The organism is Limimaricola sp. (assembly GCF_016125575.1).
Classification (GTDB): Bacteria; Pseudomonadota; Alphaproteobacteria; order Rhodobacterales; family Rhodobacteraceae; genus WGLM01.
This window is the reverse complement of the sequence record NZ_WGLM01000005.1, coordinates 668137-684995: the sequence shown is the minus strand read 5'-3', so window position 1 is coordinate 684995 and position 16859 is coordinate 668137. Positions and strand designations below refer to the sequence as shown.

General features: G+C 66.3%; 21 protein-coding genes. 6 read left to right on the top strand and 15 right to left on the bottom strand.

The window, feature by feature from the left end; genetic code table 11:
- Entirely contained in the window at positions 1-1014 is a 1014-nt protein-coding gene (locus GC146_RS14855) for a Hint domain-containing protein (RefSeq protein ID WP_291840330.1), read from the bottom strand.
- A gap of 149 nt (positions 1015-1163) precedes the next feature.
- On the opposite strand from GC146_RS14855, the gene GC146_RS14850 reads away from it, so the two are divergent.
- Positions 1164-1943: an SDR family oxidoreductase gene (locus GC146_RS14850; RefSeq protein ID WP_291840327.1), complete on the top strand. Its 780-nt coding sequence runs from the start codon at positions 1164-1166 to the stop codon at positions 1941-1943.
- 3 nt (positions 1944-1946) lie between these two features.
- Here the strand turns inward: GC146_RS14850 and GC146_RS14845 are convergent, their stop codons facing one another.
- The gene (locus GC146_RS14845) at positions 1947-2636 is read right to left on the bottom strand and encodes a YafY family protein (protein ID WP_291840324.1); all 690 of its coding nucleotides are present in this window, start codon (positions 2634-2636) and stop codon (positions 1947-1949) included.
- A 195-nt stretch (positions 2637-2831) separates the two neighbouring features.
- Here GC146_RS14845 and GC146_RS14840 point away from each other — a divergent pair, with 195 nt between their 5' ends.
- Genes GC146_RS14840 through GC146_RS14825 form a run of 4 tightly spaced genes read left to right on the top strand, consistent with a single transcriptional unit; the run spans position 2832 to position 5362 of the window.
- Positions 2832-3038 carry a twin-arginine translocase TatA/TatE family subunit gene (locus GC146_RS14840; protein WP_291840321.1) on the top strand — a complete coding sequence of 69 codons (207 nt, stop codon included), beginning with the start codon at positions 2832-2834 and terminating at the stop codon, positions 3036-3038.
- Between the two features lie 49 nt (positions 3039-3087).
- On the top strand, positions 3088-3678 hold the full coding sequence (gene tatB, locus GC146_RS14835) for a Sec-independent protein translocase protein TatB (RefSeq protein WP_291840316.1): 591 nt from the start codon (positions 3088-3090) through the stop codon (positions 3676-3678).
- Positions 3675-4529: a twin-arginine translocase subunit TatC gene (gene tatC, locus GC146_RS14830; RefSeq protein WP_291840313.1), complete on the top strand. Its 855-nt coding sequence runs from the start codon at positions 3675-3677 to the stop codon at positions 4527-4529. Before tatB ends, tatC begins: the two co-directional genes overlap by 4 nt.
- Complete coding sequence (locus tag GC146_RS14825) at positions 4526-5362, top strand: ATP-binding protein (protein ID WP_291840310.1); 837 nt, start codon at positions 4526-4528, stop codon at positions 5360-5362. Before tatC ends, GC146_RS14825 begins: the two co-directional genes overlap by 4 nt.
- A 6-nt stretch (positions 5363-5368) precedes the next feature.
- Here GC146_RS14825 and GC146_RS14820 read toward each other — a convergent pair whose 3' ends face one another.
- From GC146_RS14820 to GC146_RS14800, 5 genes are all read right to left on the bottom strand, one after another.
- On the bottom strand, positions 5369-6592 hold the full coding sequence (locus GC146_RS14820; protein ID WP_291840307.1) for a LysM peptidoglycan-binding domain-containing M23 family metallopeptidase: 1224 nt from the start codon (positions 6590-6592) through the stop codon (positions 5369-5371).
- Positions 6593-6660: 68 nt separating this feature from the next.
- Positions 6661-7305: a protein-L-isoaspartate(D-aspartate) O-methyltransferase gene (locus GC146_RS14815; RefSeq protein ID WP_291840304.1), complete on the bottom strand. Its 645-nt coding sequence runs from the start codon at positions 7303-7305 to the stop codon at positions 6661-6663.
- Positions 7302-8099: a 5'/3'-nucleotidase SurE gene (surE, locus tag GC146_RS14810; protein WP_291840301.1), complete on the bottom strand. Its 798-nt coding sequence runs from the start codon at positions 8097-8099 to the stop codon at positions 7302-7304. Before surE ends, GC146_RS14815 begins: the two co-directional genes overlap by 4 nt.
- An 81-nt stretch (positions 8100-8180) precedes the next feature.
- Positions 8181-8822, bottom strand: coding sequence for an SDR family NAD(P)-dependent oxidoreductase (locus GC146_RS14805; protein ID WP_291840298.1), 642 nt, complete (start codon positions 8820-8822; stop codon positions 8181-8183).
- 39 nt (positions 8823-8861) lie between these two features.
- Entirely contained in the window at positions 8862-9128 is a 267-nt protein-coding gene (locus GC146_RS14800; protein WP_291840295.1) for a hypothetical protein, read from the bottom strand.
- Between the two features lie 159 nt (positions 9129-9287).
- On the opposite strand from GC146_RS14800, the gene GC146_RS14795 reads away from it, so the two are divergent.
- The gene (locus GC146_RS14795) at positions 9288-9803 is read left to right on the top strand and encodes a hypothetical protein (RefSeq protein ID WP_291840291.1); all 516 of its coding nucleotides are present in this window, start codon (positions 9288-9290) and stop codon (positions 9801-9803) included.
- Between the two features lie 2 nt (positions 9804-9805).
- Here the strand turns inward: GC146_RS14795 and GC146_RS14790 are convergent, their stop codons facing one another.
- The 8 genes from GC146_RS14790 to alr form a co-directional block, all read right to left on the bottom strand.
- The gene (locus GC146_RS14790) at positions 9806-10177 is read right to left on the bottom strand and encodes a DUF1801 domain-containing protein (protein ID WP_291840289.1); all 372 of its coding nucleotides are present in this window, start codon (positions 10175-10177) and stop codon (positions 9806-9808) included.
- Positions 10174-11655 (bottom strand): amidophosphoribosyltransferase, encoded by a 1482-nt coding sequence (purF, locus tag GC146_RS14785; protein WP_291840286.1) that lies wholly within the window; start codon positions 11653-11655, stop codon positions 10174-10176. The genes GC146_RS14790 and purF overlap by 4 nt, the downstream gene beginning before the upstream one ends.
- A 104-nt stretch (positions 11656-11759) precedes the next feature.
- The gene (locus GC146_RS14780) at positions 11760-12374 is read right to left on the bottom strand and encodes a CvpA family protein (RefSeq protein ID WP_291840283.1); all 615 of its coding nucleotides are present in this window, start codon (positions 12372-12374) and stop codon (positions 11760-11762) included.
- Positions 12375-12399: 25 nt separating this feature from the next.
- On the bottom strand, positions 12400-13764 hold the full coding sequence (gene radA, locus GC146_RS14775; RefSeq protein ID WP_291840280.1) for a DNA repair protein RadA: 1365 nt from the start codon (positions 13762-13764) through the stop codon (positions 12400-12402).
- Between the two features lie 2 nt (positions 13765-13766).
- Positions 13767-14267, bottom strand: a complete 501-nt coding sequence (locus GC146_RS14770) for a paraquat-inducible protein A (RefSeq protein WP_291840278.1) — start codon at positions 14265-14267, stop codon at positions 13767-13769.
- Positions 14267-15013, bottom strand: coding sequence for an ATP-binding cassette domain-containing protein (locus tag GC146_RS14765; RefSeq protein WP_291840276.1), 747 nt, complete (start codon positions 15011-15013; stop codon positions 14267-14269). The genes GC146_RS14770 and GC146_RS14765 overlap by 1 nt, the downstream gene beginning before the upstream one ends.
- Positions 15010-15786, bottom strand: coding sequence for an ABC transporter permease (locus GC146_RS14760; protein ID WP_291840273.1), 777 nt, complete (start codon positions 15784-15786; stop codon positions 15010-15012). The genes GC146_RS14765 and GC146_RS14760 overlap by 4 nt, the downstream gene beginning before the upstream one ends.
- A complete protein-coding gene (gene alr / locus GC146_RS14755) occupies positions 15783-16823 on the bottom strand; it encodes an alanine racemase (RefSeq protein ID WP_291840270.1) in 1041 nt (346 codons plus the stop codon). Before alr ends, GC146_RS14760 begins: the two co-directional genes overlap by 4 nt.
- Positions 16824-16859 lie beyond the last annotated feature (36 nt).

The following is a 16859-nucleotide window of genomic DNA, read 5'->3' as shown; positions in this document are numbered from 1 at the left end:
TCAGCGACCCGAGGCGCGGCGCAGAAGGGCTGCTGCGTCGCGCTGGCTGAGCAGGCTTTCCTGCACCTCGTATTCGTGGTGCTTGCGGCGGGCGTGGCGGCCGCCGGGGCCCATCGCGCGGCCGGCCTCGTCGGGCAGGGCGGCGCGGGTGCGCGGGTCGATCAGCAGGCTTTCGGTGGCGATGCCTTCGGCGAAGATGATCTGGTGTTCGTCCATCAGGATCTGGAAGTAGTCGACGAATCCTCCCTCTTGCCGGACCACGCTGGTGCCGTTGACGAGGTGACGCGCCTTGACCAGCACCTCGGGCCGGCCGGCGCCAAGGTCATCGTGACGCTGGTAGACGAAGAGGCGCTGTTCGGGGCTGACAACAAGGTCGGCGCTGTTGTGCAGGGCGCCCGCGCGGATCAGCACCGGGGCAAAGCTGCCCACGGCGCGCAGCGTGGTGCTGCCGATCCAGCGGATCGGGCGTGCGCCGTCGTCGCGGGTCAGTACCTTGTCGCCCACCTTCAGCGCCTCGACCGGCACCTGCAGGCCCGAGGCCAAAGCGATGCGCGTGCCGCGGCCGAACGAGACCATCGCGGCTTCGGCAAAGCGGGCGGTGGCGGCGTGCCTGTCGATGCCGACAAGGCGATAGTCCGTATCGGGTGCGATCTGGCCCAGCGGCAGCATGTAAATGGCCGCGGCCGCGTCGTCCTCGACCTCGACCAGCACCAGCGCTTCGAAGGTGAAACCCGACGGGTCCATCAGGGTCAGACAGCTGTCGAGATGGACAGTGTGGCCCGGCGTGCCGGTCGGTGAGGGCCCGGCCACGCGAAAGACGCCACCCTGCGCGGTTGTCTCGATCACAAGGCGCTGCGGCGTGGTGCCGGGCGCGACCTGATAGATATCGTCAGGCTCCAATTCATCGGCAAACCCCAACGGGTCGCCTTGCGCCACGCCTTCGGTCACGCGAAAACTCTCTGCCGGCAGGACGTTGAGGTCTTGTTTTTCGGTCTCCGCGGCCGCGGTCGTCATCGCTCGTCACCTTGTCGCAATCTTTCCGGGTGTCCTTGATACCGCCGCATTGCGGCCAAAGGAGGCCCAAGTCCGGGCAAACCTGCGCCTTTTGTTGCCCGCTCGGAACAAATGTGCGACCCCGGGGACAGGATCAAGGGAGGTCGGACATGGATCTGGGGATCAGGGGAAAGCGGGCGCTGGTCTGCGGAGGCTCAAAAGGGCTGGGACGAGGCTGCGCCGAGGCGCTGGCCGCGGCGGGCGTGGATATCGTGCTGAACGCGCGCGGGGCCGACGTGTTGGAACGCGCGGGCGCACAGATCATCGCGCGCCACGGCGTGACTGTCATCACACTCGCCGCCGACATCACGACACCCGAAGGACAGGCCGAGGTTCTGGACGTCGCCGGCAAGGTCGACATCCTCGTGACCAACGCTGGTGGTCCGCCGCCCGGCGTCTGGTCCGACTGGACGCGTGACGACTATATCCGTGCGCTTGATGCCAACATGCTGACGCCGATCGCGCTGATGACGGCGCTCTTGCCGGGGATGATGGCGCGCGGCTGGGGCCGGATCGTCAACATCACCTCGCAATCGGTGCGGGCGCCGCTGGCCACGCTGGGCCTGTCGAACGCGGCGCGCACCGGGCTGACCGGGTTTGTGGCGGGCACGGCCCGTCAGGTCGCAGGCAGTGGTGTGACCATCAACAACCTGCTGCCGGGCACCCATGCGACCGATCGCGCGGTAGCTCTGGACGCGAACAAGGCGCGGGCCGAGGGTATCAGCGCGGACGAAGCGCGCGCGCGGCGCGAGGCCACCATTCCCGCCGGCCGTTACGGCACGCCGGAAGAATTCGGGCAGGCCTGCGCGTTTCTGTGCAGCCAGCACGCAGGCTTCATCGTGGGGCAGAACATCCTGATCGACGGGGGCGCGACGAACCTGACGATGTGACGCTCAGTCGCCCTGCGCGGCCTCGGTCCGTGCGGCGAGATCGGCCAGCATCTTGCCCGGCTCATCGACGAAAAGCTGCGGCAGGGCGGTGGCGGCCTCGATCCGGTCGGTGCGCAGCTCGCGGAAATCGGCGCGCAATTCGCACCAGACGGTGACGGTCCATAGCCTTCCCCAGTAGTCCAGCCGCAGCGGCCGGACGACCCGTTCAGTCCGGGTGCCGTCGGCGCCGGCGGTGACCAGCCGCAGCTTCTGGCGGGCGCGGATTGCACTGCGGATCAGCGGCATGTGCTGAAATCCGCGCGCGGCGTCCTTGAAGGGATAGACGGCAAGGCCCCAGCCGGTGGGCGGGCCCTTGCGGTCCTCGGGCAGCACAGCGTCGATCTTGGCCGACAAGGCGCGTGCGGCGGCCTGCAGTTCGGGGTCGGCGCCTTCACCTACCACGGCGATGCCGAGGTGCAGCGCCTCAAGCTCGGTCAGTGTTAGGTTCAGGGGCGGCAGGGTGATGGCGGCGGTGGCGCGGTAGCCCAGCCCACGCTCTCCCATCACCGGCACGCCCGAGGCGATCAGCGTGTCCATGTCGCGATAGACAGTTCTGAGTGACACACCGAGACGCTGTGCCAGATCCTCGGCCCGGTGCAGGCGGCCATCGCGAAGAATGCCGATAAGGTCGAAAAGGCGGTCGGTACGGGGCATCGATGACCTGAGAGATGTTGGAATGCATGCAGTATACTGCCAAAAAACTGGCAACTGACAGGTTTTTGACAAAGAATCGTCCGCGGCAGCGTGAATGCAGCGTTTCAAGGCTTTCGCGCCGCCGCGTTGCCGCTTAGATCACAGGTCGGATAACTGGGGGCCGGTGATGCTGGTCCCGTCGAGAGGAGAACGGACATGCTCAACAATATCGGTCTGCCGGGCCTGCTGCTGATCGCGGTCGTGGTGCTGGTGATGTTCGGCCGCGGCAAGATCTCGTCGATCATGGGCGAGGTCGGCAAAGGGATCACTGCGTTCAAGCAGGGTGTCGATGACGGCAAGCGCGAGATCGAGGATCAGGCGAAGTCGGTCAAGGACAGCGCGACCACCAAGGAAGACGCCTGAGGCATCGGAACGGTGCGCGGGCCTGCTGAAATTTCCGGGGTGATCTGACATGTTCGGCATGGGCTGGAGCGAGATGGTGCTGGTCGGCATCGTGGCGCTGATCGTCATCGGGCCAAAAGATCTGCCCAACGTGTTTCGCGCGATGGGCCAGTTCACCGGCAAGGCGCGCGCGATGGCCCGCGAGTTCAGCCGGGCAATGGAAGCGGCGGCCGACGAATCGGGCGTGCGCGACATCACCAAGTCCATTCAGGCTGCGGCGAACCCGGCCAAGTTCGGTCTCGACCGGCTGAAGGATCAGGCGCTGGCGCCGATGAAGCCCGGCGGCGAGACAGAGAAACTGGCAGCCGAACAGGCCGCCAACAAGGCCAAGATCGACGGGATGCTGGCGCAGAAGGCAGAAGAGGCCGCCGCCAAGCGTGCCACCGCCGCTGAAAAAGCCGCCGACGCCGAGATCATCGCCGAGACGGCGCCCGCCAAACCTGCCGCCAAGGCCCCGGCCAAACCGCGCAAGGCAGCAGCGCCAAAGGCCGCGCCGAAGACCGAGGCGAAAGCCGCGAAGGCTCCTGCCGCCAAGGCTGCTTCGCCCAAACCCGCGAAACCGCGCGCACCGCGCAAGACTGCCCCCAAGGGTGACGTATGAGCGATACCGACGAGATCGACAACAGCGCTGCGCCGTTGATCGAACACCTGACCGAGCTACGCCGGCGGCTGATCATCTCTCTTTTCGCCTTCACCGCGGCGATGGTGTTTTGCTTCACCATCTGGAACCCGATCTTCAACTTCATGACGCACCCGCTTTGCCGGGTGATGGCCGCGCGCGGGCAGGAATGCACCACCTACCTGCTGAACGTGCAGGAAGGGTTCTTTCTCGCCATTTCGATCTCGCTTTTCGGCGGGCTGGTGCTGTCCTTCCCGGTGATCAGCTACCAGCTGTGGCGTTTTGTTGCGCCGGGCCTCTACAAGTCCGAGAAGAACGCGTTTTTGCCCTTCATGATCGCCTCGCCCTTCATGTTCGTGCTGGGCGGGCTCTTCGCCTTCTACGGTATCACGCCGCTGGCGTTCAATTTCTTCCTCGGCTTTCAGCAGGCCGGCACGCTGGCCACGGGGCCGGATAGTGCCACGGGCGTGGCCGGGATCGCCTTTCAAGGCTCGGCCCAGGCCTACGTGCTGCTGACGATCAAGTTCATCGTGGCTTTCGGCCTGTGCTTCCAGCTGCCTGTGCTTCTTACGCTTCTTGGCCGGGCGGGGCTGGTCAGCGCGCGCGGGCTGCGTGGTGTGCGCAAATATGCAAGCGTCGGCATCCTGATCCTTGCCGCCATTGCGACGCCACCAGATGTGGTCAGCCAGGTTATCTTGTTCACGGTCATCTACGGGCTTTACGAAGTGTCGATCTGGCTGGTGGCCAGCAACGAGCGCAAGCGCGAGGCGCAGATGCGGGCCGAGGGCCTGCTAGGCCCGAACGAAAGCCTTTACGGAGACGACGACGCGTGAGCGAGGCGGCACTGGAACGGATCGCGGCGGCGCTGGAACGGATCAGCCCGCCACCTTTCGAGGCTCCGGATTTCTCAGCCCCGGCCTTTGTCTGGCACCCCGAGCCGGATCGGCTGGTACCGGTGCACGACGTCAATCGTGTTGATGTGGGCCTGCTGGTCGGCGTCGACCGGGCCCGTGATACCTTGATGGCAAATACCGCGCAGTTCGCCCGCGGCTTGCCCGCCAACAACGCCCTGTTGTGGGGTGCGCGCGGGATGGGAAAATCCAGCCTGGTCAAGGCGGTCCATGGCGCTCTTGTTGCAGAACATGAAGATCTGAAGATCGTCGAGATCCAGCGCGAGGATCTGTCGAGCATCGGCCGCTGCCTGGCCCTGCTGCGCGGTCGGTCAGAGCGGTTTGTGCTCTTTTGCGATGACCTGTCTTTTTCCAGTGATGACGCGCAGTACAAGAGCCTGAAGGCCGTCCTTGATGGCGGGATCGAGGGACGACCGGGCAACGTGGTGCTGTATGCCACGTCCAACCGGCGCCACCTGATGCCCCGCGACATGATCGAGAACGAACGCTCCAGCGCCATCAATCCGGCCGAGGCGGTGGAAGAAAAGGTGTCCTTGTCTGATCGGTTCGGCCTCTGGCTGGGCTTTCATGCCTGCGACCAGGACCAGTACCTTGCGATGATCCGCGGCTATTGCGATGCCTATGGCGTAACGATCGACGACGCGACACTGCGCGCGGAAGCAATCGAGTGGCAGGCCACGCGCGGCAGCCGGTCGGGCCGCGTTGCGTGGCAGTATTTCACTGATCTGGCCGGGCGTCGGGGCGTCAGCCTTTAGCCGTCCTTACGGAAGGTAATCGGACGGATCGACGCTTTCGAGGCCTTGGCGCACCTCGAAATGCAGGAAGCTTGGGCTGCCGGCGCGTACCTTGCCGATGACTTGCCCTTGCGTGACGCTGTCGTTCTTGGCGACCTTCAGGTTTTCGAGGTTAGTATAGACCGTCAGCATGTTGTTGGCATGCTTGATCACCACGATTGCCACGCCGTTGGTGTCGGTCGTGACCGCGGCCACGGTGCCTGCTGCGGCCGCTTTCACGTCGGTACCGGCGGCAACACCAATGTCGATGCCATTATTGCGACCCTTGGAATAGGCCCGGATGATCGAGCCCTGCACCGGGTAGATCAGCGGCTTGGCGGAGGCTGTGGGTGCCGAGGGCGTGACGGTCAGGTCCGGGGCCGGCGGAGCGGCGGGGGACTGCGCGGCTGTCGTGGGCTGCGAGGCAGGGGCATTGGCTGCCGGCAACGGATCGCTTGCCGAGGGCGGCGGCGGCGTGGGGCTGGCCATGCCGGGCGCCGTCAGCGGCTCGTTCGTAGCGCTGCTTGCCGTAGCGGTGGTGGGCACCAGCAGGTATTGGCCCGCGCGCACGGTCAGGTCTGGGCCAAGGCCGTTCCAGTCTGCGATCACGCGCACCGGCACGTTGTAGAGCCGCGCGATGGAATAGGCTGTTTCGCCGCGCTGAACCTGGTGGCGAATCGGTTGGGCACCGCCCGGCATCGCTGAGGGCATGCCGCCGCTGCCGGTCGAGGTGGTGCTTCCGGCGCCTTGGTTGCCGGCACGGTCGATGGCCGCCGAAGCCAGCGTTGTCACGTCAATGGTGCCCGGCAGGATCGGCGCGCTGGACGCGGGCGGCATCCCGCCGGCCGAGGCGACACGGGTGGGCAGGGCAATGATCTCGCCCGCGCGAAGCGATGTCGTCGGGTTGATACCGTTATACTGGCCAAGCGCCGTGGCATCCAAGCCCAGACGCCCAGCGACCGCGCTTACCGTATCGCCGCGCTGTGCAACGACCACCTGGTAATTTGGGTATGAGATGACACCGCGACTGTCAGGCTGGGGCCGCGCGGGAAGGGCCTGTGACGCGCTGCTGCCGGCGGTATTCCCGGTCATGCCCCGCAGGTCGAAATCGGGGATGTCGGCGCAGGCCGTCACCAGTGCGAGCGCGGCACATCCCATCGCCATGCGGACCATCCTGCGGGCCGGTCCGTTCACCAGTTCTGCCGTCGCCATCTGCACGATCCTCTCGTCTGCCTTCTGGCCCCTTGTCGCCGGGGCCTTGTCTATGGGGCCTTGCCCTGTCAGTCGCCCAACCCCTCGACCAACGGGACGAAACGGACGGGGCGCAGTTCATCATAGTCATAGCCGGTCTCGGTCCGGGTGACACGAATCAGGCTTTGGACCGCGTCGGACTGTCCGACGGGCAAAACCATGATACCGCCGATCCGCAACTGGGCCAAGAGGGGGCCGGGCGGGTCTTCGGCCGCGGCGGTGACAAGAATGCGATCAAACGGCGCCTGTTCAGGCAGGCCAAAGCAGCCATCGGCAGCGATCGCGGTGATATTGGTCAGCCCCAGCGCCTCGAAGATGGCGCGCGCCTCGGCGGTCAGGCGGCGGAAACGGTCGATGGTGTAGACCCGCCGCACCAGCTGGCTGAGGATCGCGGCCTGGTAGCCCGAGCCGGTGCCGATCTCCAGCACCTTGTCGCGCGGCTCCAGCCGCAGGGCCTGCGTCATCAGGCCCACGATGGAGGGCTGGCTGATCGTCTGGCCCGCGGCGATGGGTAGCGGCATGTCCTCGTAGGCGCGTGCAGCGAAGAGGCCCTTGACGAATTGTGCGCGGTCAATCCGCTCCATCGCGCCCAGAACGCGTGCATCCGTCACCCCGCGCGAGCGGAGCGCGAACAGGAACTGCATCTTGCGGGTGGCTTCGTCTTCGGCTGTCACGGGGCCGCGTCCTGCAGGCGGCGGGCCAGCGCCGCGACATGGTCATGCGCGGTCAGGTCCGCGCGCATCGGCGTGACCGAGATTGCGCCGGCAAGGTTCGCCGCTGCGTCCGAACCTGGCAGTGTCGCAATCTGCTGGGCTCCGCCCTTGATCCAGAGGAACCGCCGGCCCGAGGGCGATAGGTGCGGCTCGACCGAAAACGACGTGTCGCGCCGGTAGCCCTGCACCGTTACTTCCGTTCCGGTCACCTTGTCGGCGGGGACGGGCGGAAAATTTACATTATAGAACAGGCGGTAATCGCCCGCCTCCCAGTTCCCGTGATCAAGCAGGCGGCGAACCAGTGCCGTGCCGTGAGTGGCGGCTGCTTCGAACGGATCGGGCAGGTGAGCATTGGCGGGGCCCAAGAATTGCGACAGGGCAATCGCGGGCAGGCCCTGCAGCGCGGCCTCGATCGCGGCGCCGATGGTTCCGGAATAAAGCACGTTTTCGGCGGCGTTGTTGCCCCGGTTGACGCCTGACAGAACAAGATCGGGCGGGTTTGCGGCCATCACGTCGTAAAGCCCCGCCAGCACACAATCGGCGGGCGAGCCTTCGGCGGCAAAGCGGCGCGGCCCCAGTTCGGCAATCATCATCGGGTGGGTGTAGCTGATCGCGTGGCCGACGCCGGATTGTTCGAAAGCGGGGGCCACGGTCCAGACTTCACCGGTCGGTCCCGCGATGTCTGCCGCAATGCGTTCCAGCACCTTCAGGCCGGGCGCGTTGATGCCGTCGTCATTGGTGATGAGGATGCGCATCTGCCGTCCTTGCCTTGCCTGCGTCCCTTTCCTAAGCGACGGGGCGCAGGGCGGCAAGCGGGGGTGGAAGCCCGCAGGCCTTCAGCCAAGGATCTCGGGCAGCAGTTGCCGCGCCACGTCGGCAACCGGGGTCAGGGTGCTGCGCTCCTCGCCGGGGTAGAAGCGGGCCCGCGTCGCCGTGGGCATCGGCGGCGGGGTCAGGATCAGGACCCGTGGGCCGATGCGTTGCGTCTCGGTGGCCCAGCTACGCGCAAGCGCGATCTGCGCGGCTTTGCTCGCGCCGTAGCTTCCGAAAAAGGCCTCGCCTCCGCGGGGATCGTCGAAGAACACGGCCCGGCCGGATTGCCCCAAAAGCGGCGCGACATAGGCGATCAGGCGCGCGGTGGCGCTGACATTGACCTTCAGCGATTTTTCCACGTCCTTCATCGCAAGTCCCGGAACCGGGCCCAGCGAGGCCGCCTGCACCGCGGTGTGAATCCACAGGTCCAACTTGCCCCAGCGATCAAATATGCCACGGCAAAGCTGCTGCATGGCGGCATCGACGGTGATGTCCATCGGCGCCAGCGTGGCTTGGCCGCCAGCCGCCTGAATGCGGTCGTCCAGCTCTTCCAGCGCGCCGGTGGTGCGGCCCACGGCGATGACGTGGTGGGTGGGGGCAAGCGCCTCGGCAAGGGCGGCGCCAAGGCCGCGCGAAGCACCGGTGATCAGGGCAGTTTGTGTCATGGCGCCCGTTTGGTCCGTCGGCCCGGGACAGTCAAGCGCCTACCACGCCTCTCCCAGCGGGTAACGCGTGGCCCGGCCCGCTTTGGTCACGGTCACGCCGCCTTCGTCGATGGCCGTCAGGACGGCCGCGCCGATCTGCGTCCCCGGACCGACCCGCACGATCGAGCCATCGGCCAACCGCATCAGCGCGGTGTCACCGGTCGGCGACAGGTGCAGACCGATGACAGTCATCGCGTTGAGCGGCAGTATGGCGGTATCTGTGGCCAGCGTGGTCACGCTGCGGGGTGGGTTTGTGGAATTGGCCATGATGGTTCCAAGGCTGTTGTGCAGTCGTTGCCGATGTCACGTTTCTGCGCTGCAGCAAAGGGGCGGGCTCGGACGCTGGCGGGAAATGGCCCGTTCGGGCGGCGGAAACCTGCCGGGTCCGGGGTTGATCCGGCGCTGCCAAACCCTCACGTTTGGGTCATGACCGATGACGACCTGATCGCGGCGCTCAAGACCCGCCGCAACGTGATGTCCGCGCCGGACGGACGCGCGGCCGATCCGCGACCATTGCTGAACGATGCGCAGGAGGCGGCGAGCCGCGCTGCGCTGGGCTTTGCGCCACCGCCGTTGCTGATGCGGATCTACCGCGAGGTTGCCAATGGCGGGTTTGGCCCCGGCTATGGCCTGATGGGGCTGGAAGGCGGATGGGGCGCCTATCGCGGAATGAACGCGGTTCAGACCTACCTCTGGCTGCGCGAGGAGGATGACGGCGAAGACCTGCAGCCGGGCGAGGCGCTTGCCCCGCCCGAGATCGGGCCGGGCCTCTTGCCGATCTGCCACATGGGCTGCGGCATTTACACGCTGGTCGATTGCAACAGCCCCGACGCGCGGCTGGCCACCTTCGATCCGGCCAATGATGACGCCCCGGTGCAGCCATTGCCCACTGCAACGCTGTTCGAATGGCTGGCGCTATGGGTCGAGGAGACGGCGCGCTGAGGTCAGGCCGACCGCGGCGGCAACCCGGCCTCGGCCAGCCTTGCGTCCAGGATCCGGCCAAGCAGTGCGTCGGGCAGCGGGTGGTCGGGGGTGAAGGTGACGCCTGATTTCGAGGTTCGGAACCCGGCCGCGGCAAGTTCAGCCGCGAAAGACGGGATCACCCCGCCCGAATGCGGGTAAAAGCCGCAATGTCGGGCAAAACCTGCGTATCCGGCGACCATCTTGCCTTGCAGTCGGAAGCCCGGCATCGCGTAGCTGATGACCTCGTCCGCGTCGGGCAAAAGGGCGCGCAGGCGTTGGCGCAGGTCAGCCAGGCAGGCGCGCTGGGCATCGGGCAGGGTGGCGAGGTAACTGTCGACCGCCGCCGCGCTCATTCTGCCGCGGTCTTGGTCTGGAAGCCCTGTTCAATCATGTCCGACGGTGCGACGGGGTACTCGCCCGAGAAGCATGCATCGCAATATTGCGGTTGCGTCGCGTTGCGGCCCATCGCCTCGCCCACGGCCCGGTAAAGCCCGTCAAGCGAGATGAAGCGCAGGGAATCGACGCCCAGATGGTCGCGCATCTCGTCCTCGGACATGGTGGCGGCCAGCAGTTTTTCGCGCTGGGGTGTGTCGACGCCGTAGAAACAGGGCCAAGCGGTGGGGGGGCTCGCGATGCGGAAATGCACCTCGGCCGCGCCGGCCTCGAGGATCATTTCCTTGATCTTGCGGCTGGTCGTCCCGCGCACCACGCTGTCATCGACAAGGATCACCCGCTTGCCACGGATCAGCGCGCGGTTGACGTTCAACTTCAGCCGCACGCCCATGTTGCGGATCTGCTCTGTTGGCTCGATGAAGGTGCGGCCCATGTACTGGTTGCGGATGATCCCCATCGCGTAGGGAATGCCCGCTTCGAGGCTGTAGCCGATCGCCGCGGGCGTGCCACTGTCGGGAACCGGGCAGACAAGGTCGGCCTCGACCGGCGCCTCGCGTGCCAGTTCCCGGCCGATCGCTGCGCGGGTTTCATAAACCGAACGACCGCCGAGGATGGAATCGGGACGGCTGAAATAGACATGTTCGAAGATGCAGAAGCGTGCCGGTCGGGGGCGGAAGGGAAAGTTCGAATCGACGCCTTTGTCGGTGATCACCACCATCTCGCCCGGCGCGATCTCGCGCACGAAGTCGGCGCCGATGATATCAAGCGCGCAGGTTTCCGATGCCAAAGCCCAGCCATCGCCCAGCTTGCCCAGCACCAGCGGGCGCACGCCCAGCGGATCGCGCACGCCGATCAGCTTGGAGCGGGTCATTGCGACGATGGAAAACGCGCCTTCAACCTTGCGCAGCGCCTCTTCCATCCGGTCGGGGATGGTGCGGCCCATCGAGCGCGCCATCAGGTGGATGATGCATTCGCTGTCCGACGAGGACTGGAAGATCGAGCCGCGCTCGATCAATTCCCGCCGGAGGCTGAGCGCATTGGTGATATTGCCGTTATGCGCGATCGCCGCGCCGCCCATGGCGAACTCGCCGAAGAAAGGCTGCACGTCGCGGATCGCGGTCTGGCCTTTCGATCCGGCGGTTGAATAGCGCACGTGGCCAATGCCCAGTGTGCCGGGCAGGGTGGCCATGACCTCGGGCGAGGTGAAGTTATCGCGCACCAGCCCGATGCGCCGGGCCGAGTTGAAGCCGGTTTCGGGATCATGGGTGACAATGCCGCCGGCCTCTTGCCCGCGATGCTGAAGTGCATGCAGACCCAAGGCGATGAAGTTGGCAGCGTCCGATACGCCGATCACGCCGAAGATGCCGCATTCCTCGTGCAACTTGTCGTCGTCGAAGGGATGGGCAGGGGGGAGGCGTTTTGCGGATGGCTCAGGCACGGGCGGGGCAGCTCCGAATCCGGGGGAGGGAATGGCCCCGTCTTAGACGCTTGTTACATCCCTGTCACGTTGCAACCGGCATGCGGCCGGCTGTCGGCCGCCGATCAGTTGCCGGTGCTGCCCGTCGTGGCACCGTTGCTTGCCGGCGCGCCGCCGCTACTGGTCGGGGCGCCGCAATTGCCCACGAGGGTCTGGTATTGGCCGGTGATCCAGCCCAGCGCCGATTCGGGGTCGGAATTGCTGAGAGAGGCCGTCATCTGGCCGAACACCTTGGCAGAGCGGCTGTCATCGATCATCGCCACCTTCTGCGTGTTGAGGATCGTCGCGTAGACGTAAAATCCGACCGCGACCAAAAGGATGCCGCGCGCCACGCCGAAGAGAAAGCCAAGCCCCTGATCGAGGCCGCCCAGCACTGAACGCTGCACCACCGTCGACAGCAGCGGTGTGAAGATCGAGAAGATCACCAGCGCCACGGCAAAAACTGCCGCGAAGGCCGCGATGATGGAAAGTTCGCAACTGTCGCCGATGAACTTTCCCAAGACGGGGATCTGCTGAACCAGCGGTTCGGCGCTGCGGGCAAAGACAAAGCCCACCACCGTGGCCGCGACCCAGCCGGCGATCGCCATCAACTCGCGGGTGAGGCCCCGACTGTATGCAAGAATTGCCGATATTATGATGACGAGGGCGACGATACCGTCGACCAGGGTGAAACCATCCATCCGCGTCCCTTTCGGCGGTCCCGACTTATCGCGGGCCAAAAACCTCGTTCACGAAACCGGGCAAATCCTGCAGCGCGCGCAATGTCAGCCCGGAGGCCGCGCCCGGCTTTGGCTGGTGCGGCACGATGGCCGTGGTGAAACCAAGTTTTTGCGCTTCTTTCAACCGATTTTCGGCCTGCACCACCGGACGAAGCGCCCCAGAGAGGCTGATCTCGCCGAAAACGACGCAATCCGGGGGTATTGTTGCGTCTTCGCGGGCGGAAACCAGCGCGGCGGCGACAGCAAGATCGGCGGCCGGCTCAGAGATGCGCAAGCCGCCAGCGACATTGAGGTAGACATCGAGCCCGGTAAAGGCCACGCCGCAGCGTGATTCCAGTACCGCGAGGATCATCGCCAGACGCCCGCCATCCCAGCCTACGACCGAACGGCGCGGCGTGCCCAGCGGCGACAGCGCAACCAGCGCCTGAATTTCGCACAGCATCGGCCGCGTGCCCTCGATCCCGGCAAAGACGACCGAGCCCGGCGCCGGTTTGCCCCGTTCCGACAGGAACAGGGCCGAAGGATTCTTGACCTCGGCCAGCCCTCGGCCCGTCATCTCGAACACGCCGATCTCGTCGGCAGGGCCAAAGCGGTTCTTGACCGCGCGCAGGATGCGAAACTGGTGGCCGCGCTCGCCTTCGAAATAGAGGACGGTATCGACCATGTGCTCGACCACGCGCGGGCCGGCAAGCGTGCCCTCCTTGGTGACGTGGCCCACCATCACAACCGCCATCGTCCGGCGTTTGGCGAACTGGGTCAGTTCGTGCGCGCAGGCGCGGACCTGCGCAACCGAGCCGGGCGCCGCTTCGACATGGTCTGCCCACATCGTCTGGATCGAATCAATGATGGCGAGGTCCGGCTTTTCCGTCTCCAGCGTCGTTAGGATGTCGCGCAGATTGGTTTCGGCGGCGAGCCGCACCGGGCTTTTCTCCAGCCCCAGCCGTCGGGCGCGCATCTGCACCTGTGCTGCAGATTCTTCGCCCGAGACATAGATCACCTTGATCCCGTTGCGGGCAAAGCGGGCGGCGGCCTGCAACAGCAGGGTGGATTTGCCGATGCCCGGATCGCCGCCCACCAGCAGGGCCGAGGCCTGTACCAACCCGCCACCCAGCACACGGTCAAGCTCTGTGACGCCTGACAGCGTGCGCGGCGGCTCGGCCTCCTGCGTGGCGAGGTCGGTGAGGTGGACGGCGGCGCCGCGCCGGGCACCCAGCGACTTGGCCGCCGGGCCGGCAGCCAGCGGCCGATCCTCCACAATGGTGTTCCACGCACCGCAGGCATCGCAGCGGCCAGACCATTTGGAATGGACGGCGCCGCATTCGCTGCAGGTGAAGGACAGATCCTTGGCCATGTTCACCTTTTGGCCCATCCGGACCGATGTGGCAATGGGGCGCGGGCTTCCCGGGGCGGGCCATACCGCAACGCCCGATGCGTCAGCGCCCCCAGCGCGGCATTGGCCAGGATGCAGAAGGTTAGCAGCCACAGGCCCCATGCGGTTTCGATGCGCACGTGGCCGATGCCCTTGACCAGCACGATGTAGAGCGCCAGCAGGAACACCTCGGCCATAGCGAGCTTGCCCAGCACGTGCAGCGCGGGCAGCGCGCGGTCGGACAGCAGGCGGAACTGCACCAGCGTCAGGCCCAGCGCCTTGGTGTAGGGAATGAAGATGGCGATCGCGGTGACAACAAGGGCAAAGGCCGCGTCCGTCCCCCACAGACTCTGCAGCCCGGAGATGACGGTGATGTCCTTCAGCCCGAAAAGCGGCAGCGCGTAACCCGCACGCAGCAGCGGCGCGAACCACGCCAGCGGCATCAGCAGCAGCAACCCAAGGTTGGCGAACTTCAGCCCCGCCATCAGCGCAACGTCTCGATCGGGCCCTGCGCGCGGCCGTGGATGAACTGCTCGACATAAGGATCGCCCGACCGGTCCAGATCGGTGATCGGGCCGGACCAGCGCACCTTGCCCCCATGCAACATCGCCACGTTGTCGGCGATAGCGCGCACGCTGGTCATGTCATGGGTGATGGTGATGGCGGTTGCGCCCATCTCGGTCACGATCTCGCGGATCAGGTCGTTGATCACCCCGGCCATGATCGGGTCCAGCCCGGTCGTGGGCTCGTCGAAAAAGATGATCTCGGGGTCGGCGGCGATAGCGCGGGCAAGGCCCACGCGCTTTTGCATGCCGCCCGACAGCTCCGCCGGGTAGAGATCGGCCACCTGCGGGCCAAGGCCCACGCGGCGCAGCTTGTCCAGCGCCACCTCTCGCGCCTCGCGCCGGGGCAGGGCGCCCGCGCCGCGCAGCAGGCGAAAGGCCACGTTCTGCCAGACCGGGAGTGAATCGAACAGCGCGGCCCCTTGGAACAGCATGCCGAAGCGGGCAAGGAAGGCATCACGCGGCTGGCGCGTCACCTCGGTGCCGTCCACCGTGATGGTGCCGCCGTCAGGCGTGACAAGGCCGAGAATGCACTTGATCAGCACCGACTTGCCCGTGCCGGACCCGCCGATCACCACCATCGAGCGGCCCCGGCCCACGTCGAGGTCCACCCCTCGCAGGACGTGGTTGGCGCCGAACGCCTTGGTGAGGCCCCGGATCTCGATCATGCCGCGAAAAACGCCTGTGTCAGAAGGAAGTTGGCCGCAAGGATCAGCACCGCCGCCGCCACGACAGAGGCCTTGGTTGCCCGGCCCACGCCCATCGCGCCACGGTCGGACGCCATGCCGTAATAACAGCCCATCAGCGCCGCGATCACGCCAAAGACGGCGCCCTTGACCAGACTAGAGACAATATCCGTCGCCTGCAGGAACGTAGCGGTGTTGTGCAGGTAAGTCGCCGCGTTGAAGCCCAGCTTTTGCGTGCCCACCAGGTAGCCGCCGTAAATCCCGATCACGTCACCCACGCCCACAAGTACCGGCATCACGACAAGGGCGGCCAATACGCGCGGCAGGGTGAGGTATTTCATCGGGTCGGTCGACAGTGTGACGAGGGCGTCGATCTGTTCGGTCACCTTCATCGTGGCGATCTCGGCGGCGATGGACGAGGTCACGCGCGCGGCAATCATCAGCCCGACCAGCACCGGGCCCAGTTCGCGCACCATGCCTATGGCCACGATCTGGGGCACCACCGCCTCGGCCGAGAAGCGCGCGCCGCCGGCATAGATCTGCAGCGCCAGCGCACCGCCGGTGAAAAACGCCGTGAGCGCCACGACCGGCAGGCTGAAATAGCCCACCTGCATCAGCGCATGGCCGAATTCGCGGGGGTAGAATGGCGGGCGGACAAGATGGCTGGCGGTGCGGCCGGCGAAGATGGCGATCCGCCCCAGCGCGGCCAGCAGGCCCAGCGCCGCCGCGCCCAGCCCTGCCAGAAGACGTGTCATCCGCCGGCGAAACTGCGGCGATAGCGCAGGCCGAGGGCCGTGAGCACCTCGTAGCCGATGGTGCCCGCCTGCGCGGCCAGATCGTCGATGCCTTGATGCGAGCCGACCAGAGCCAGCGCGTCGGGCACTTCTTCCAGATCGGTGACGTCGACGGTCAGCAGGTCCATCGAGACACGGCCCACGACCGGGCAGGGCACCGAACCGGCCCACAGCCGCAACCGCCCGCCCAGACTGCGGAAGATGCCATCGGCATAGCCAGCGCCGACCGTGGCGATGCGCGAGGGGCGTTGGGCCTGCCATGTATTGCCGTAGCCCACCACCTCGCCCTGGTCGAGATCGCGAACCTGGATGACCGGCAGGTCGAGCGTGAACACCGCCTGCGCCTCGGTAAAAGGCGCGCCGCCGTAAAGGCCGATACCGGGCCGGGTCACGTCGAAATGATAGTCGGGGCCAAGCAGGATGCCGCCCGTCGCCGCAAGGCTCCGCGGCGCGGTGATGCCGTCGGTCATCTTGCGGAACATGTCCAGCTGGTAGCCGTTCATCGGATGATCGGCCTCGTCGGCACAGGCAAGGTGGCTCATCACCAGAACCGGGTTCTGCTCCAGCACAACGGCGGAAACGGCTTCCCATTCGCTCCATTCCAGACCAAGCCGGTTCATCCCGGTGTCAAGCTGGATGCCGAAGGGCAGGCCGGGCAAAGCCTCGAACTGGCGCGTCAACTGGTCGAGCGAGTTGATCATCGGCACCAGATCGGCCTCGCGCAGGACGTTGACGTCGCGGTCCATGTGGCCGGACAGGACATAGATCGCCGGATCGGGGCCAAGCCGCTGGCGCAGGCGCTTGCCTTCCTCGGGCTGCGCCACGAAGAACTTGCGCGCGCCGGCCGAGGCCAGCGCCTCGCCCACGCGCACCGCGCCCAGGCCATACCCGTTGGCCTTGACCACCGCGCCGGCCTCGGCCTGCCCGGACAGGCGGTTCAACGCCTTCCAGTTGGCGACGATCGCATCCAGATCGGTTCTGAGAATTCCACTGCTCATGGCGGGTCTTTTGACAGACCCCACGGGGCCGGGCAA

Coding starts and splice junctions, on each gene's coding strand:
- GC146_RS14795 (WP_291840291.1), top strand. CDS start 9,288: ATGACCGATGACGACCTGATCGCGGCGCTCAAGACCCGCCGCAACGTG.
- GC146_RS14850 (WP_291840327.1), top strand. CDS start 1,164: ATGGATCTGGGGATCAGGGGAAAGCGGGCGCTGGTCTGCGGAGGCTCA.
- alr (WP_291840270.1), bottom strand. CDS start 16,823: ATGAGCAGTGGAATTCTCAGAACCGATCTGGATGCGATCGTCGCCAAC.
- GC146_RS14845 (WP_291840324.1), bottom strand. CDS start 2,636: ATGCCCCGTACCGACCGCCTTTTCGACCTTATCGGCATTCTTCGCGAT.
- GC146_RS14770 (WP_291840278.1), bottom strand. CDS start 14,267: ATGGCGGGGCTGAAGTTCGCCAACCTTGGGTTGCTGCTGCTGATGCCG.
- radA (WP_291840280.1), bottom strand. CDS start 13,764: ATGGCCAAGGATCTGTCCTTCACCTGCAGCGAATGCGGCGCCGTCCAT.
- GC146_RS14840 (WP_291840321.1), top strand. CDS start 2,832: ATGCTCAACAATATCGGTCTGCCGGGCCTGCTGCTGATCGCGGTCGTG.
- GC146_RS14800 (WP_291840295.1), bottom strand. CDS start 9,128: ATGGCCAATTCCACAAACCCACCCCGCAGCGTGACCACGCTGGCCACA.
- GC146_RS14765 (WP_291840276.1), bottom strand. CDS start 15,013: ATGATCGAGATCCGGGGCCTCACCAAGGCGTTCGGCGCCAACCACGTC.
- GC146_RS14805 (WP_291840298.1), bottom strand. CDS start 8,822: ATGACACAAACTGCCCTGATCACCGGTGCTTCGCGCGGCCTTGGCGCC.
- GC146_RS14820 (WP_291840307.1), bottom strand. CDS start 6,592: ATGGCGACGGCAGAACTGGTGAACGGACCGGCCCGCAGGATGGTCCGC.
- surE (WP_291840301.1), bottom strand. CDS start 8,099: ATGCGCATCCTCATCACCAATGACGACGGCATCAACGCGCCCGGCCTG.
- GC146_RS14760 (WP_291840273.1), bottom strand. CDS start 15,786: ATGACACGTCTTCTGGCAGGGCTGGGCGCGGCGGCGCTGGGCCTGCTG.
- GC146_RS14855 (WP_291840330.1), bottom strand. CDS start 1,014: ATGACGACCGCGGCCGCGGAGACCGAAAAACAAGACCTCAACGTCCTG.
- tatB (WP_291840316.1), top strand. CDS start 3,088: ATGTTCGGCATGGGCTGGAGCGAGATGGTGCTGGTCGGCATCGTGGCG.
- GC146_RS14790 (WP_291840289.1), bottom strand. CDS start 10,177: ATGAGCGCGGCGGCGGTCGACAGTTACCTCGCCACCCTGCCCGATGCC.
- GC146_RS14780 (WP_291840283.1), bottom strand. CDS start 12,374: ATGGATGGTTTCACCCTGGTCGACGGTATCGTCGCCCTCGTCATCATA.
- tatC (WP_291840313.1), top strand. CDS start 3,675: ATGAGCGATACCGACGAGATCGACAACAGCGCTGCGCCGTTGATCGAA.